The sequence below is a fragment of the Streptococcus sp. KHUD_011 genome (assembly GCF_046352925.1).
Classification (GTDB): domain Bacteria; phylum Bacillota; class Bacilli; order Lactobacillales; family Streptococcaceae; genus Streptococcus.
In genome coordinates this window covers 1,899,759-1,914,848 of the sequence record NZ_CP157578.1, presented here as the reverse complement: position 1 = coordinate 1,914,848, position 15,090 = coordinate 1,899,759, and the positions used below count along the sequence as shown (strand labels likewise).

The following is a 15,090-nucleotide window of genomic DNA, read 5'->3' as shown; positions in this document are numbered from 1 at the left end:
CTAAGATCTAGAAAGGACGAAATTTGTCCTTTCTTTTTTGATATTGAGAGCGATAAAAATTCGTTTTTTGAAGTTTTCAAAGTTCCGAAATCCAAAGGCATTTCGTTTGATAAGTTTGATGAGATTATTGGTCGCTTCCAATTTTGCGTTGGAATAGGGTAACTGAAGGGCATTGACGATTTTCTCTTTGTCCTTTAGAAAGGTCTTAAAGATAGTCTGAAAAAGAGGATGAACCAGCTTAATATTGTCCTCAATGAGTCCGAAAAATTTATCTGCCTCCTTGTTCTGAAAGTGAAAGAGTAAGAGCTGATAGACATTGTAGTGGTGTTTCAAGTCTTCTGAATAGCTCAAAAGCTTGTCTAAAATCTCTTTATTGGTTAAGTGCATGCGAAAAGTAGGGCGATAAAATCGCTTATCACTCAGTTTACGGCTATCTTGTTGGATGAGTTTCCAGTAGCGCTTGGTAGCCTTGTATTCATGAGATTTTCGATGAAACTGATTCATGATTTGGACACGCATACGACTCATAGCACGGCTCATGTGTTGGACAATATGGAAACGATCCAACACGATTTTAGCGTTTGGAAAAAGCTATTTAGCCAAGTCATAGTAAGGGCTAAACATATCCATAGTAATGATTTTCACCTGACAGCGCACGGCTCTATCGTAGCGAAGAAAGTGATTCCGGATGATAGCTTGTGTTCTTCCTTCAAGAACAGTGATGATATTAAGATTATCAAAATTTTGAGCAATAAAACTCATCTTTCCCTTAGTAAAGGCATACTCGTCCCAAGACATAATCTCAGGGAGGTACGAAAAATCAGGCTTAAAACGGAAGTCATTAAGCTTGCGAATAACAGTTGATGTTGAAATGGCTAACTGATGAGCAATATCGGTCATAGAAGTCTTTTCAATCAACTTTTGCGCAATTTTTTGGTTGATAATACGAGGAATTTGGTGATTCTTCTTGACGATAGAAGTTTCAGCGACCATCATTTTTGAACAGTGATAGCACTTGAAACGACGCTTTTTAAGTAGAATTCTAGTAGGCATACCAGTCGTTTCGAGGTAAGGGATCTTAGACGGTTTTTGAAAATCATATTTCTTCATTTGACTTCCGCACTCAGGGCAAGATGGAGCATTGTAGTCCAGTTTGGCGATGATTTCTTTGTGTGTATCCCTATTGATGATATCTATAAATTGGATATTAGGGTCTTTGATATCGAGTAGTTTTGTGATAAAATGTAATTGTTCCATATGAATCTTTCTAATGAGTTGTTTTGTCGCTTTTCATTATAGATCTTATGGGACTTTTTTTCTACAACAAAATAGGCTCCATAATATCCATAGGGGATTTACCCACTACAAATATTATAGAGCCACTATAGTGAGAGTTCTGTTGAAAAGAAGAAAAAAGTGAACAAAACGATGTTTCAGCTTTGTTCACTTTTATGTTATTCTATAAACTTACAATAGTGCCTCAAATTCAGCGACTGTCATGCCCAACTGCTGGCTGGCAACCTCGGAAGTCAGGAGACCTTGGCGAACCATGTCTAAGAAGGCAAAAAGTTTCCCTTCTTCCCTTCCTTCAACTTTCCCACGCTCTAAACCTTTTTCTTCAGCTTGTTCCAAGGCATAGTCATGAGCGAGCAAGGCTTGTTCTTCGCGTCTGCGTTGTTCACTAAACATCTTCCTGTCCTCCTCGGACCAGCTCTTATAGTCTAGCAGTTGGTCCGCCTGACTGATGGCTCGCTCGGGTTGCTGGGTAAAGGGTTTGTTCCCGAAAAACTCCAACCACGGCTTGCGAACCTTGTCTTTGCTGGTTTCTCTATATTTTTTTAATTCCAAGAATGCAATCTTGACTAGATGGTTTTCTTGTTCATTGTTTGTGATGGTTAAGACCTCACCTGTCGTATCCTCTCGCATACTAAAACTGTGGAAGGCCAAATCATCTGAGAAGTAATTGCTGTCCACAATTGCAATAGCGTATACTGGTGCAATATGCTTGTAACTCTGATGAGTATCACCTTCACGCTGACGAATTTTTTCTAGATTTTGATTGACCTGACTGCAAAGATAAGCCCACAGGCGATTGATGAAAAAATTCTGATGATGAACCTGAATCTCAATGATTACTTGGGTTCCATTATCCAACTCCGCCAAGACGTCTATACTGGTATAGAAATCTTGGGCTGAATAAGGCAGGGAAGGTAGTACATGAATATTACTCCCCTCCAAAATGGTTACATTTTTGGCTGGTAAGTCCAGCATATCGCGAATAAATTGACAAGTGATTTCTGGATTACTAAATATTTTCTTAGCTACTAAGTCATTGGTCGGGCTGATGCCCGGATGACGTACGGTCATACTTCTTCTCCTTTCATTATAGCACATTTTTAAATCTAGGTTTACTAGATTATCTGGCTCTATCTATTTATTCGGAAAAAGGATGAAAAATACTTGGTCTGGCTCTTCCCAATGGTATTTTTTGGTGCTTTCCTTTATAATGGGTGTATGGATAAGAAAAAATTATTATTGATTGATGGGTCTTCTGTTGCTTTTCGGGCGTTTTTTGCGCTCTATCAGCAGTTGGATCGTTTTAAGAATGCGGCTGGCTTGCATACCAATGCGATTTATGGTTTCCAGTTGATGTTGAGCCATTTGTTGGAGCGGGTTGAGCCGAGTCATATTTTGGTGGCTTTTGATGCGGGTAAGACGACCTTCCGTACAGAGATGTATGCGGACTATAAGGGTGGTCGGGCTAAGACTCCTGATGAGTTTCGTGAGCAATTTCCCTTCATTCGTGAGTTGCTGGATCATATGGGGATTCGTCACTATGAGTTGGCTCAGTATGAGGCGGATGACATTATTGGGACACTAGATAAATTAGCTGAGCAAGATGGTTTTGATATTACCATTGTCAGTGGGGACAAGGACTTGATTCAGCTGACGGATGAGCATACGGTGGTTGAGATTTCCAAGAAAGGTGTGGCTGAGTTTGAGGCCTTTACGCCAGAATATCTTATGGAAAAGATGGGCATTACACCGACGCAGTTTATCGATCTCAAGGCGCTCATGGGTGATAAGTCGGATAATATCCCTGGGGTGACCAAAATCGGTGAAAAGACGGGTATCAAGCTCTTGCTGGAGCATGGCTCACTCGAGGGGATTTATGAGAATATCGATGGGATGAAGGCTTCTAAGATGAAGGAAAATCTTATCAATGATAAGGAACAGGCCTTTTTGTCTAAAACACTAGCGACCATTGATACCAAGGCACCGATTGAGATTGGTTTGAAGGATTTGGTCTATAGTGGTCCAGATGTGGAAAATCTTGGAAAATTCTACGAGGAAATGGGCTTCAAACAGCTCAAGCAGGCTTTAAATGTGTCGTCAACTGATGTGGCTGAAAGTTTGAACTTTACTATCATTGACCAAATCAGACAAGATATGCTGAGTGAAGAATCTATCTTCCACTTTGAACTCTTTGGTGAGAATTACCATACGGATGATTTGGTTGGTTTTGCTTGGTCTTGTGGAGATAAGCTCTATGCCACAGACAAGCTTGAGCTGTTGCAAGAGCCGATTTTCAAGGACTTTTTAGAAAAAACACCTCTGAGAGTGTATGACTTTAAGAAGGCTAAAGTTCTCTTGAATCGTTTTGATGTGGATTTGCAGGCGCCTGCTTTTGACAGCCGTTTGGCTAAATATCTCCTTTCGACTGTGGAGGACAATGAAATTGCGACTATTGCTAGTCTTTATGGTCAGACTTATTTGGTTGATGATGAGACTTTCTACGGTAAGGGTGTCAAAAAGGCCATTCCTGAACGCGAGAAATTCTTGGAACATTTGGCGCGTAAACTTGTCGTTTTGGTAGAGACTGAGCCTGTTTTACTTGAAAAACTTAGCGAAAATGGGCAATTAGAGCTTCTTTATGATATAGAGCAACCTCTGGCTTTTGTCCTTGCCAAGATGGAAATTGCTGGGATTACGGTCAAGAAAGAGACCTTGCTTGAGATGCAGGCTGAAAATGAGCTTGTTATTGAAAAACTGACTCAGGAGATTTACGAACTGGCTGGTGAGGAGTTTAATATCAACTCGCCTAAGCAGTTGGGCGTGCTTCTCTTTGAAAAATTGGGGTTACCTTTAGAATACACTAAGAAAACCAAGACAGGTTATTCGACAGCGGTGGATGTGTTGGAGCGCCTTGCTCCTATTGCTCCGATTGTTAAGAAAATTCTTGACTATCGTCAGATTGCCAAGATTCAATCCACTTATGTAATTGGCTTGCAGGACTGGATTTTAGCTGATGGCAAGATTCATACTCGCTATGTTCAGGATTTGACCCAGACCGGGCGTCTGTCTAGTGTAGATCCAAACTTGCAAAATATCCCTGTGCGTTTGGAGCAGGGTCGTCTTATTCGTAAGGCTTTTGTGCCTGAGTGGGAGGATAGTGTGCTGCTCAGTTCGGACTATTCACAGATTGAATTGCGCGTTCTGGCGCATATTTCTAAGGATGAGCACTTGATTAATGCCTTCCAAGAGGGGGCAGATATCCATACTTCGACAGCTATGCGGGTCTTTGGCATTGAGCGTCCTGAGGATGTGACTCCAAACGACCGTCGCAATGCCAAGGCGGTTAACTTTGGAGTGGTTTACGGGATTTCCGACTTTGGCTTGTCTAATAATCTGGGTATTAGTCGTAAGGAGGCCAAGGCCTACATTGATACCTACTTTGAACGCTTCCCAGGTATTAAAAACTACATGGATGAAGTGGTGCGTGAGGCGCGTGATAAGGGCTATGTAGAGACCCTCTTCAAGCGTCGTCGTGAGTTGCCGGATATCAATTCGCGTAACTTTAACATTCGTGGTTTTGCGGAGCGGACTGCCATCAACTCTCCTATCCAGGGTTCCGCAGCAGATATTCTCAAGATTGCCATGATTCAGCTGGATAAAGTCTTGGTTGCAGGAGGTTATCAGACTAAGATGCTGTTACAAGTGCACGATGAAATCGTCCTTGAAGTGCCTAAATCGGAACTAGCAGAGATGAAAAAATTGGTCAAACAAACCATGGAAGAAGCCATTCAACTCAGTGTTCCCCTCATCGCAGATGAAAATGAAGGTGCAACCTGGTATGAGGCTAAATAAAAAGGGGGCTAGTCCTCCTTTTTTGTAGTAGAATTCTGCAAGCCTTTTCAAATTGTGCTATACTGAAGAAAAAGGAGGATTTCTATGAGTCAAGAATTTATCAATCCAAGTGATGGCGTGATTCGTCAGTATCTCGCAACGAGTAAAACTCTTGCTGTGGTGGGCCTGTCAGACCGTGAGGAAACAACCAGCAATCGAGTGACCAAGGAAATGCAGGCTCGGGGTTATAAAATCATCCCAGTCAATCCCAAGGCGGCAGGTGGCGAAATCTTGGGTGAAAAGGCTTATGCTAGCCTAGCAGAGATTCCTTTTCCTGTAGATATTGTCAATGTTTACCGTCGCAGCGAGTTTTTGCCTGATGTGGCGCGTGATTTTCTCAAAGCTGATGCTAAGATTTTTTGGGCACAGCTAGGACTTGAAAGTCTAGAAGCGGAAGCTATCTTGCGTGCTGGTGGATGTGATGATATCGTGATGAATCGTTGTATTAAGAGAGAACATACACGCTTGATTGAGGAAGCATAAGAAAAAGGTAGCTGGTGGGCTACCTTTTGTGTTATACTCAATGAAAATCAAAGAGCAAACTAGGAAACTAGCGCAGGTTGCTCAGAACACAGTTTTGCGGTTGTGGATAGAACTGACGAAGTCAGTAACCATACCTACGGCAAGGCGACGTTGACGTGGTTTAAAGAGATTTTCGAAGAGTATTAGAAAATGCCGATAAGGGTCTGCATCCCAAGACTGGTGAGGATGATGGCAATCCAGCAAATGGCTCCGAGAACAATGGATTTTCCGCTGGATTTGACCATAGCTACCAGATTGGTTTTGAGACCGATAGCACTCATGGCCATGATAATGAGGAATTTGGAGAGTTGTTTGAGAGGGGTAAAGAAGCTACTAGTTACACCGAGAGAGGTCAGGAGGGTGGTTAGGAGAGATGCGAGGATAAAGTACAGGATAAAAAGTGGGAAGACTTTTTTCAGTTGCAAACCTTGCTTATTTTTTTGCTCGCGACTTTGCCAGTAGGAGAGAAAGAGAGTGATGGGGATGATAGCCAGGGTTCGTGTGAGTTTGACAATGGTTGCGGATTCGAGGGTATTGGTCTGGTAGAGACTGTCCCAGGCACTAGCTGTGGCGGTTACAGAGGAAGTGTCATTGACAGCTGTTCCTGCAAAGAGGGCAAATCCTTCATTAGATAAGTGAAGCCAAGTACCTAGGGTTGGAAAGATGAGAGCAGCCAAGACATTGAAGAAAAAGATAACAGAGATGGCTTGGGCTACTTCCTTTTCCTTGGCATGAATAACGGGTGCTGTCGCCGCAATGGCAGAACCACCACAGATAGAAGAACCCACTCCAATCAAGGTAGCCAGTTTTGTGTCCAGGGCAAAGAAGCGTTGGAAGAGGTAGGCAACAATCAAGGCTATTGAGATGGTGGACAGGATGACAGGGAGTGAAGATTGCCCAACTGCAAAGACCTGCGAGATATTGAGACCAAAACCAAGCAAGATAACGGCATACTGGAGCAATTTTTTGGAACTAAAGGTCAATCCAGCATCCAGTTGTTTATAAGGCGAGAGAAAGGGATGGAGAAGCATGCCTATGAAAATTGCAAAGACAGGCGCGCCAATAACAGGGAAGAATCCGCCTAGATACCAAGCAAGTAGTGAAATCAGAAGGCAGGCCAAGATGCCTGCTCCATTTTTTGATAGAAATGACATAAAAACCTCCAAATAGAATCTGTTACCATTATAGACCTGTAAACAGGAAAAGTAAAATAGAAAGTGGAAAGCTATTCTCTAATGTATTTTTGCGGTCGGGGGGCTTTTGTAGTATAATAGAGATACGTTTTGAAAGTAGGAGGTATCTATGGACTTAACTAAGCGCTTTAATAAACAGTTAGATAAGATTCAAGTTTCGTTGATTCGTCAGTTTGACCAGGCTATTTCGGAGATTCCTGGGGTTTTGCGTTTGACCTTGGGGGAACCTGATTTTACAACGCCAGACCATGTCAAGGAGGCGGCCAAGCGAGCGATTGATCAGAACCAATCCTACTATACAGGGATGAGTGGCCTGCTGACTCTACGTCAGGCAGCCAGTAACTTTGTTAAGGAAAAGTACCAACTGGACTATGCTCCTGAGCATGAAATTTTAGTTACAATTGGGGCGACAGAGGCTTTATCTGCTACTTTGACAGCTATTTTGGAAGAGGGAGATAAGGTGCTCTTGCCAGCTCCTGCTTATCCGGGTTATGAGCCAATTGTCAATCTAGTTGGGGCAGAGATTGTCGAGATTGACACAACTGAAAATGGGTTTGTCTTGACTCCTGAGATGTTGGAGAAGGCCATTTTGGAGCAGGGTGATAAGCTCAAGGCGGTTATTCTTAACTATCCAGCTAATCCGACAGGAATTACCTACAGTCGGGAGCAGTTGGAGGCCTTGGCAGCTGTTTTACGCAAGTATGAGATTTTTGTTGTCTGTGATGAGGTTTACTCAGAATTGACCTACACAGAGGAAGCCCATGTGTCTCTAGGAACCATGTTGAGAGATCAGGCTATTATTATCAATGGTTTGTCTAAATCGCATGCTATGACCGGTTGGCGTTTGGGGCTGATTTTCGCTCCTGCGGCCTTCACAGCCCAGTTAATCAAGAGTCACCAGTACTTGGTGACTGCCGCAAATACCATGGCTCAACATGCTGCGGTAGAAGCCTTGACGGCTGGTAAAAACGATGCGGAGCCTATGAAGAAGGAATACATCCAGCGTCGGGATTATATTATCGAGAAAATGACTGCTCTTGGTTTTGAGATTATCAAACCAGACGGTGCCTTCTATATCTTTGCTAAGATTCCAGCGGGCTACAATCAAGATTCCTTTGCTTTTCTGAAGGATTTTGCCCAGAAGAAGGCTGTTGCCTTTATCCCTGGTGCAGCCTTTGGACGTTACGGGGAAGGATATGTTCGCCTATCTTATGCAGCCAGCATGGAGACGATCAAAGAAGCCATGAAACGACTTGAGGAGTACATGAGAGAAGCATGATTCAGTCTATCACGAGTCAAGGCTTGGTGCTCTACAATCGCAATTTTCGTGAGGATGACAAGCTAGTCAAGATTTTTACAGAGCAGGCTGGCAAGCGCATGTTTTTCGTCAAACACGCTGGTCAGTCTAAGCTAGCTCCTGTTATTCAGCCCTTGGTGTTGGCACGATTTCTCTTGCGAATTAATGATGACGGACTCAGCTACATCGAGGACTATCATGAGGTGATGACCTTTCCTAAGATTAATAGTGATCTCTTTGTCATGGCCTATGCGACCTATGTAGCAGCTCTTGCAGATGCGAGTTTGCAGGACAATCAGCAGGATGCTCCCTTATTTGCTTTTTTGCAAAAGACTTTGGAGTTGATGGAAGCTGGCTTGGATTATCAGGTTTTGACCAATATTTTTGAAATTCAAATCTTGACTCGATTTGGAATCAGCCTCAATTTTAATGAGTGTGTCTTTTGTCATCGGGTTGGTCAGGCTTTTGACTTTTCTTTCAAATATGGAGCCTGCCTTTGTCCAGAGCATTATCATGAGGATGAGAGACGTTGCCATCTAAATCCCAATATACCTTATCTGCTTAATCAATTTCAAGCCATTGATTTTGAGACCTTGGAGACCATTTCGCTTAAGCCTGAAATCAAGCAAGACTTGCGAAAGTTTATGGATCAACTCTACGAAGAGTACGTTGGGATTCACCTAAAATCAAAGAAATTTATTGATTCCCTAGCAGACTGGGGTCAATTACTAAAAGAGGAAAACAAATGAAAAAAATCGCAGTAGATGCCATGGGGGGAGATTATGCACCTCAGGCCATCGTTGAGGGTGTCAATCAAGCCCTGGCTGACTTTTCAGATATTGAGGTTCAACTCTACGGAGATGAAAGCAAAATCAAGCAATATCTGACAGCGACAGAGCGTGTTAGCATTATCCATACAGATGAAAAGATTGATTCAGACGATGAACCTACTAGAGCTATTCGGAAGAAGAAAAATGCCAGTATGGTATTGGCAGCCAAGGCTGTCAAAGAGGGTGAAGCAGACGCTGTTCTTTCGGCTGGGAATACAGGTGCTTTACTAGCAGCAGGATTTTTCATCGTGGGTCGTATCAAGAACATTGACCGACCAGGCCTTATGTCGACCTTGCCGACTGTAGATGGAAAAGGTTTTGACATGCTAGACCTCGGTGCCAATGCGGAGAATACAGCCCAGCACCTCCATCAATATGCGGTTCTAGGTTCCTTCTATGCCAAAAATGTCCGTGGAATTGCGCAACCACGCGTTGGCTTGCTCAATAACGGAACAGAGAATAGTAAGGGCGACCCGCTTCGTAAGGAAACCTATGAATTACTGGCGGCTGATGAAAGTTTAAACTTTATCGGAAACGTGGAAGCGCGTGATTTGATGAATGGCGTTGCAGATGTTGTTGTGGCAGATGGTTTCACGGGAAACGCTGTGCTCAAATCCATTGAAGGGACAGCCATGGGAATCATGGGCTTGCTCAAGACAGCTATTACAGGTGGTGGTCTTCGAGCGAAACTAGGCGCACTCCTTCTCAAGGATAGCCTCAGAGGTTTGAAAAAACAGCTCAACTACTCAGATGTTGGTGGAGCGGTCTTGTTTGGTGTTAAGGCACCGGTTGTTAAGACTCATGGCTCAAGTGATGCCAAGGCTGTTTATAGTACAATCCGCCAGATTCGTACCATGCTAGAAACAGACGTAGTTGCCCAGACTGCGCGTGAATTTTCAGGAGAATAAAAGAGATGACAGAAAAAGAAATTTTTGACCGTATTGTGACTATTATCCAAGAGCGACAGGGAGAGGACTTTGTCGTGACAGAATCCTTGAGTCTGAAAGACGATTTGGATGCTGACTCAGTTGACTTGATGGAGTTTATTTTGACACTGGAAGATGAATTTAGCATCGAAATCAGTGATGAGGAAATTGACCAACTGCAAAGTGTAGGCGATGTGGTTAAAATCATTCAAGCAAAATAAATATAAGAAGTTCCAAGGCATTTGCTTTGGAATTTTTCTTTGGTTCAAATGACCGTTTAGGAACAGATTTAGTCTTTCTAGGGACAGGAGAGATATGAAAACAAATAAAGGATATAATGTAGTCAGAAAAATCAATCTCCAAAAAGGAAATAAGAAATAAAGATAAAATGAAAATATCAATGAGTTTCTGCTAGAATGAAATTGTTAATATAGTCACAATTTTAATTGACTTTCCTTTTTTACAGGACTATAATGTAGATATAAAAAAGGATTTATTTTATAGTTAGGGGAAGGTGATGGCTATGTACTTTTGATAAACTAGTCTCTATCTTATGTTCTTGGAAATTTTAGGAGTTCTTGTGGTTCAGATTCATGAACCTGACATCTATTTTGACTTCGTTTCTATTTGATTTTCTTACTTTGGATTTATCTATTTTAGGAGGAAACGGCTATGAAAAAATCTAAACTACTTACACTTGGTTTGCTTGCAGGTGCTGGTCTGCTTTTGTCTATCAATCAAGCACAGGCTGCAGATACTTGGGTTAAAAATGGCGCTGACTGGAATCTTTCACAAGATGGCAGTCTCGCTAAAAACAAATGGGTGCAAAATGCTGGCTCTTGGTACCACTTTGACGGTTCTGGTAAAATGCAGACAGGCTGGCTCAAAGACGGCAATACTTGGTACTCACTAGCAGATAGTGGTGCTATGCGCACTGGCTGGTACAAAGAAGGTAGTACATGGTACTCACTCGCAAATAGTGGTGCTATGCGTACTGGTTGGTACAAAGAAGGGGCTACTTGGTACTACCTAAAAGGCAGTGGCGCTATGGCAACAGGATGGGCAACTGCCAATGGTCAATGGTCTTACTTTGAAAAATCAGGTGCTATGGTAGCAGATAGAGCTGTTCCAGCAAGCGATGAGGAAAGTTATGTCATTGGTAAGGATGGATATCTGTTAACCAAACTCCCAAGTCAGGTTGAACAATCTCAAGCGGATGATACAATTATCACAAATATTGTTACTTTATCTGACGGGTATGATTATCATCTTATTTATACAAAAGATGGAGTCATTGTTGAAAAAAATGCTTGGTACATAAAACCTGAATTTAAGAAGTTTTCTGATAAATATGGAGATAAAGTTTCCAATACGATGTTGGCTTTAGTAGATAATACGGAAGAAGGACAAGAAATTAATCCTAAAGCTGTCGTGAAAAATTTCCAAAACTTACCAAACAGGTATTACTTTGGGGCAGATGGTCGTCGCGTAACAAATTTACCAGAAATGACCACCTATTCAGAGATTAAAAAAGTTGGAAATGATGTCTATCTAGAAAATCCAGGTGCACGACTTTTTCTTGGAGCTACCAGCTTCACAATCAATAATAATAAACTATACTATTTAGATGGTGATAATGGCAAACTAAAAACAGGCTATCTAGCATTGATTGATGATAGACCAAGCTATCATCACTATCATATTCTTGTTTATGCAGACCAATCTGGTGAAATTCTTAAAATGAAACGATTGCCAACAGGAATTTCAGATTATCTTAATAAAGAAATTGACGGTTTCTACGGTCAAACTGTTAAAATCGATAGTAAGACAGGAAATGTTTCTGTTGTGAAATAAACTATTTCACATAGTAAAACGAAAAAGCGAACAGCTTTGTATACTAGTAAGTCATGTTCATTTCGCTATAGAATAGGAGGAAATGGCTATGAAAAAATCTAAACTACTCACTCTTGGTCTGCTTGTAGGTGCTGGTCTACTTTTATCTATCAACCAAGCACAGGCTGCAGATACTTGGGTTAAAAATGGCGCTGACTGGAATCTTTCTCAAGATGGAAGCTTAGCTAAAAATAAATGGGTGCAAAATGCTGGTTCTTGGTACCATTTTGACGGTTCTGGTAAAATGCAGACAGGCTGGCTCAAAGATGGCAATACCTGGTATTCACTAGCAGATAGTGGCGCCATGCGTACAGGTTGGTACAAAGAAGGGTCTACTTGGTACTATCTTCATTTTAGTGGTTCTATGATGACAGGTTGGGTGTTCATAGATGGTAATTGGTATTATTTTGAACAATCAGGTGCAATGGCCTCTGATAGAGTTGTAAATTCTAGTGATGGCACAGGCTATATTCTCAGCAAGGATGGGCATATGTTCACTTTACAAAATAGCCCTTATAAACATGGTGACATTGTTCGTTTAGGCGATGGATATGAATATCTGATTAAAGCAAAATTTGACGGAAATAACTTTACTGATGTTATCGTGGATAAAAACACTTGGTATATTAAACCTGAGTTCAAGAAGTTTTCCGACAAATATGGGGATGAGGTTGCAAATACAACCTTAGCTTTAGTAGATAATAAAGAAGAAGGACAAGAAATTGATCCTAAGGCAGTTATTCGTAATTTCCAAAATCTACCAGGTCGATATTACTTTGGAGCAGATGGTCGTAGAGTATTACCACTTCCAGAGATGACAACTAGATCAGAAATCAAAAAAGTTGGCAATGATCTTTATCTAGAAGACCCAGGTGTACGACTTCGATTTGATAACTTCACAATCAATAACAATAAACTATACTATTTAGATAATGGACAAGGTAAGCTCAAAACAGGTTACTTTGTACTGATTGATGATGGTATGGCTACAACCCACTATCATTTCCTTGTATATGCAGACCAATCTGGTGAGGTTCTTAAGATGAAACGCTTGCCATCAAGATTTTCAGATTATTTTGACAAAGAAATCGATGGTTTCTATGGTCAAAAAATTAAAATTACACAGCCAAATAAGTATGAATATTACAAGGTTCTTGTGGTAAAATAAATAGATAAGCAATCTTCACAACGAATATAAAATTAAAACGTGCAAATCATTTTCAAGAGGCTTTAGATTTCTTATATTTTAAAAGAAACTAAAGCCTTTTGTGGATTTATAAGGGGATAGAGAGGATATAAAATTATGAAAAGGAGTTTGTCATGAAAATGAAAAATACATTTGTAGAATTGGAACAATTTGAAGATATTTACAGTTGGTGATATCTATTCCCAAAGCAAAGCTAGTGTTTTGCTACTAATGGGTTAATTAAACGGATTTATGATTATTTTACTTGAATTTTTATTGTTTATATTGATTTTAATCAATATTTTAGCTCCTCCGATTTATTTAGGTAGTCAACTCTCTAAAGCATTTTATGACAAACGTTCTATATTTCTTTTGGTAGTTTTGAAGCTATTTACTACCTTCGTTTTTCCGAGTTTCTCGCATGTTGCCAATTTATTATTCTTTTATATAATATTTTGGATTGTGTTAAAGAAAAAGAAGAAAGAAGCTCTCTTTCTTGCACTTTATCTATTTGTGTTTTATCAAAGTATTCGATATTTGGTTTTGACATTTATAATACGATTGATATTTGACTACTCTGAACTATCTGATTTTTTGCATAGTGGATTTAATTCTGTATTTAGTTTGATTTCGTTGTTTTTGTCTGTTGTCATTTTAAGACGATGGGGAATTGATTTCAATATATTATTTTTAGATAAATTTCAATCGTTAGTGATGAAAAGTATGTGGATTTTATCCTTATTGTTTGGTTTCAGACTTTTTTCATCCATTATGTCTGGGGGATGTAATCCTTTCTACGTTCGTTTTGACACGACCATTTCTCTCTTGATTTTCATTCTCTTTTTCTCTTGGCTCTTTTACATCAAGCATTTGGAGCAGGTTTATCGTGATGAGCAGACCATTCAGAGACAGGAAGATGAAAATCGTTCCTTGCAAGGGATGGTGGACAAGTTGGGTCATCTCTATGATGAGGTTCGAGGTTTCCGTCATGATTTTGCGGGAATTGTCGCCAGTATGGAGCCTGCTATAGCTAATCAAGACATGGCAGAAGTTTCTACCATTTATCAAGATGTCTTTCTAAAGACCAATGAAAAGCTGAGGAAGGCAGATTACACGGCTTTTAATCTTCATAATATCCATGACATAGCCATTCGTAATACCTTGGCAAAAGCCATGATTGTGGCAGATAAGCAGGGAATTCATTTTAGTTTGGAGACGGTGGGAGTCGTAGAAGAACTAGCATTGCCGATGTTGGAGGCTATCCGTATCCTCTCTATCCTCACGACAAATGCCTTAGAGGCAGCCAGTGAGGCTGAAAATCCGCAGATTCGGGTTGCTTTGTTGGCAGGTGATAGGAGTGTCCGTTTTATCATTGAAAACACTCGTAAGAAAGAAGAACTGAATCCCAGCATTCTCAGTCAAAAGGGTTACTCTACCAAGGGAAACCACAGTGGACTGGGCTTGGCAACCTTGGAGGATATGGTTTTTAATTATGATTTAAACTTAGATACTCAGCTAGGAGAGACGACTTTTAGACAAGATTTAGAATTACCATTTAAGGGGTGAGAAACGAGGGGGAGAGGAATGAGAATTTTAGTTTTGGAAGACGATAGAGTCCAGCAGGGACGGATAGAGCAGACTTTACTAGATATTGGTCGCTCTCGCAATTTGAGATTGGAAATTGATATTGCCAAAAACTATGGAGATGTTGAAAAGTATTCTCAGTATTTTGACCATTACCAACTCTATTTATTGGATTTAGAGATTGATGGAGAGCGTGATTGGATAGTATGATTTTGACTTTTATTAAGGAAACTCTATTTGCTTTATTGTTGATAGTCTCCATTATAATTCCTCCAATCTATCTAGGTTACCAAATTACACCGGAATTTCGTAAAAAGAGATACATAGTCTATTTACTAATGATGCAAGCAATAGCTGGTAAAACTTTTTTTGAAATTATGTATTTGGAAGTTTTAATCTTTTTTTACCTTATTTTCTATATGAAAGGGAAGAAAAAGGGGGAGTCTTTATTTCTTTCGCTCTATCTTTTTAG

The 15,090-nt window shown here is 40.6% G+C and carries 12 protein-coding genes and 1 pseudogene; 10 read left to right on the top strand and 3 right to left on the bottom strand.

The annotated features are described in order from the left end of the window. Both ABKJ27_RS09280 and ABKJ27_RS09275 read right to left on the bottom strand, forming a co-directional pair. Window positions 1-1,257: pseudogene (locus ABKJ27_RS09280) on the bottom strand (ISL3 family transposase). 210 nt (window positions 1,258-1,467) lie between these two features. Then, window positions 1,468-2,367 carry an Rpn family recombination-promoting nuclease/putative transposase gene (locus ABKJ27_RS09275; RefSeq protein WP_237447380.1) on the bottom strand — a complete coding sequence of 300 codons (900 nt, stop codon included), beginning with the start codon at window positions 2,365-2,367 and terminating at the stop codon, window positions 1,468-1,470. 147 nt (window positions 2,368-2,514) lie between these two features. On the opposite strand from ABKJ27_RS09275, the gene polA reads away from it, so the two are divergent. Both polA and ABKJ27_RS09265 read left to right on the top strand, forming a co-directional pair. Beyond that, on the top strand, window positions 2,515-5,148 hold the full coding sequence (gene polA, locus ABKJ27_RS09270) for a DNA polymerase I (protein ID WP_410011756.1): 2,634 nt from the start codon (window positions 2,515-2,517) through the stop codon (window positions 5,146-5,148). An 84-nt stretch (window positions 5,149-5,232) separates the two neighbouring features. Next, entirely contained in the window at window positions 5,233-5,670 is a 438-nt protein-coding gene (locus ABKJ27_RS09265; protein WP_261051851.1) for a CoA-binding protein, read from the top strand. A gap of 182 nt (window positions 5,671-5,852) precedes the next feature. On the opposite strand, the gene ABKJ27_RS09260 is transcribed toward ABKJ27_RS09265, so the two are convergent. Next, complete coding sequence (locus ABKJ27_RS09260; protein WP_410011755.1) at window positions 5,853-6,863, bottom strand: YeiH family protein; 1,011 nt, start codon at window positions 6,861-6,863, stop codon at window positions 5,853-5,855. A 148-nt stretch (window positions 6,864-7,011) separates the two neighbouring features. On the opposite strand from ABKJ27_RS09260, the gene ABKJ27_RS09255 reads away from it, so the two are divergent. The 8 genes from ABKJ27_RS09255 to ABKJ27_RS09220 all read left to right on the top strand — a co-directional run bounded on the left by ABKJ27_RS09255 (window position 7,012) and on the right by ABKJ27_RS09220 (window position 14,828). After that, window positions 7,012-8,181 carry a pyridoxal phosphate-dependent aminotransferase gene (locus tag ABKJ27_RS09255; protein WP_410011754.1) on the top strand — a complete coding sequence of 390 codons (1,170 nt, stop codon included), beginning with the start codon at window positions 7,012-7,014 and terminating at the stop codon, window positions 8,179-8,181. Then, window positions 8,178-8,948 (top strand): DNA repair protein RecO, encoded by a 771-nt coding sequence (gene recO, locus ABKJ27_RS09250; RefSeq protein ID WP_153210159.1) that lies wholly within the window; start codon window positions 8,178-8,180, stop codon window positions 8,946-8,948. The genes ABKJ27_RS09255 and recO overlap by 4 nt, the downstream gene beginning before the upstream one ends. Next, window positions 8,945-9,937, top strand: coding sequence for a phosphate acyltransferase PlsX (plsX, locus tag ABKJ27_RS09245; RefSeq protein ID WP_049499075.1), 993 nt, complete (start codon window positions 8,945-8,947; stop codon window positions 9,935-9,937). Before recO ends, plsX begins: the two co-directional genes overlap by 4 nt. Before the next feature lie 5 nt (window positions 9,938-9,942). After that, window positions 9,943-10,176 (top strand): acyl carrier protein, encoded by a 234-nt coding sequence (locus tag ABKJ27_RS09240; protein ID WP_000136448.1) that lies wholly within the window; start codon window positions 9,943-9,945, stop codon window positions 10,174-10,176. Between the two features lie 451 nt (window positions 10,177-10,627). Next, the gene (locus tag ABKJ27_RS09235) at window positions 10,628-11,809 is read left to right on the top strand and encodes an N-acetylmuramoyl-L-alanine amidase family protein (protein WP_410011753.1); all 1,182 of its coding nucleotides are present in this window, start codon (window positions 10,628-10,630) and stop codon (window positions 11,807-11,809) included. Window positions 11,810-11,897: 88 nt separating this feature from the next. Continuing rightward, the gene (locus ABKJ27_RS09230; protein WP_410011752.1) at window positions 11,898-13,016 is read left to right on the top strand and encodes an N-acetylmuramoyl-L-alanine amidase family protein; all 1,119 of its coding nucleotides are present in this window, start codon (window positions 11,898-11,900) and stop codon (window positions 13,014-13,016) included. Window positions 13,017-13,757: 741 nt separating this feature from the next. Continuing rightward, window positions 13,758-14,600 (top strand): GHKL domain-containing protein, encoded by an 843-nt coding sequence (locus ABKJ27_RS09225; RefSeq protein ID WP_410011751.1) that lies wholly within the window; start codon window positions 13,758-13,760, stop codon window positions 14,598-14,600. Between the two features lie 18 nt (window positions 14,601-14,618). Then, a complete protein-coding gene (locus tag ABKJ27_RS09220) occupies window positions 14,619-14,828 on the top strand; it encodes a hypothetical protein (protein WP_004235961.1) in 210 nt (69 codons plus the stop codon). Window positions 14,829-15,090: the final 262 nt, after the last annotated feature.

Bases quoted from the DNA above. Each gene is read 5' to 3' on its own strand.
- ABKJ27_RS09275 (WP_237447380.1), bottom strand. From the start codon at position 2,367: ATGACCGTACGTCATCCGGGCATCAGCCCGACCAATGACTTAGTAGCT.
- polA (WP_410011756.1), top strand. From the start codon at position 2,515: ATGGATAAGAAAAAATTATTATTGATTGATGGGTCTTCTGTTGCTTTT.
- ABKJ27_RS09265 (WP_261051851.1), top strand. From the start codon at position 5,233: ATGAGTCAAGAATTTATCAATCCAAGTGATGGCGTGATTCGTCAGTAT.
- ABKJ27_RS09260 (WP_410011755.1), bottom strand. From the start codon at position 6,863: ATGTCATTTCTATCAAAAAATGGAGCAGGCATCTTGGCCTGCCTTCTG.
- ABKJ27_RS09255 (WP_410011754.1), top strand. From the start codon at position 7,012: ATGGACTTAACTAAGCGCTTTAATAAACAGTTAGATAAGATTCAAGTT.
- recO (WP_153210159.1), top strand. From the start codon at position 8,178: ATGATTCAGTCTATCACGAGTCAAGGCTTGGTGCTCTACAATCGCAAT.
- plsX (WP_049499075.1), top strand. From the start codon at position 8,945: ATGAAAAAAATCGCAGTAGATGCCATGGGGGGAGATTATGCACCTCAG.
- ABKJ27_RS09240 (WP_000136448.1), top strand. From the start codon at position 9,943: ATGACAGAAAAAGAAATTTTTGACCGTATTGTGACTATTATCCAAGAG.
- ABKJ27_RS09235 (WP_410011753.1), top strand. From the start codon at position 10,628: ATGAAAAAATCTAAACTACTTACACTTGGTTTGCTTGCAGGTGCTGGT.
- ABKJ27_RS09230 (WP_410011752.1), top strand. From the start codon at position 11,898: ATGAAAAAATCTAAACTACTCACTCTTGGTCTGCTTGTAGGTGCTGGT.
- ABKJ27_RS09225 (WP_410011751.1), top strand. From the start codon at position 13,758: ATGTGGATTTTATCCTTATTGTTTGGTTTCAGACTTTTTTCATCCATT.
- ABKJ27_RS09220 (WP_004235961.1), top strand. From the start codon at position 14,619: ATGAGAATTTTAGTTTTGGAAGACGATAGAGTCCAGCAGGGACGGATA.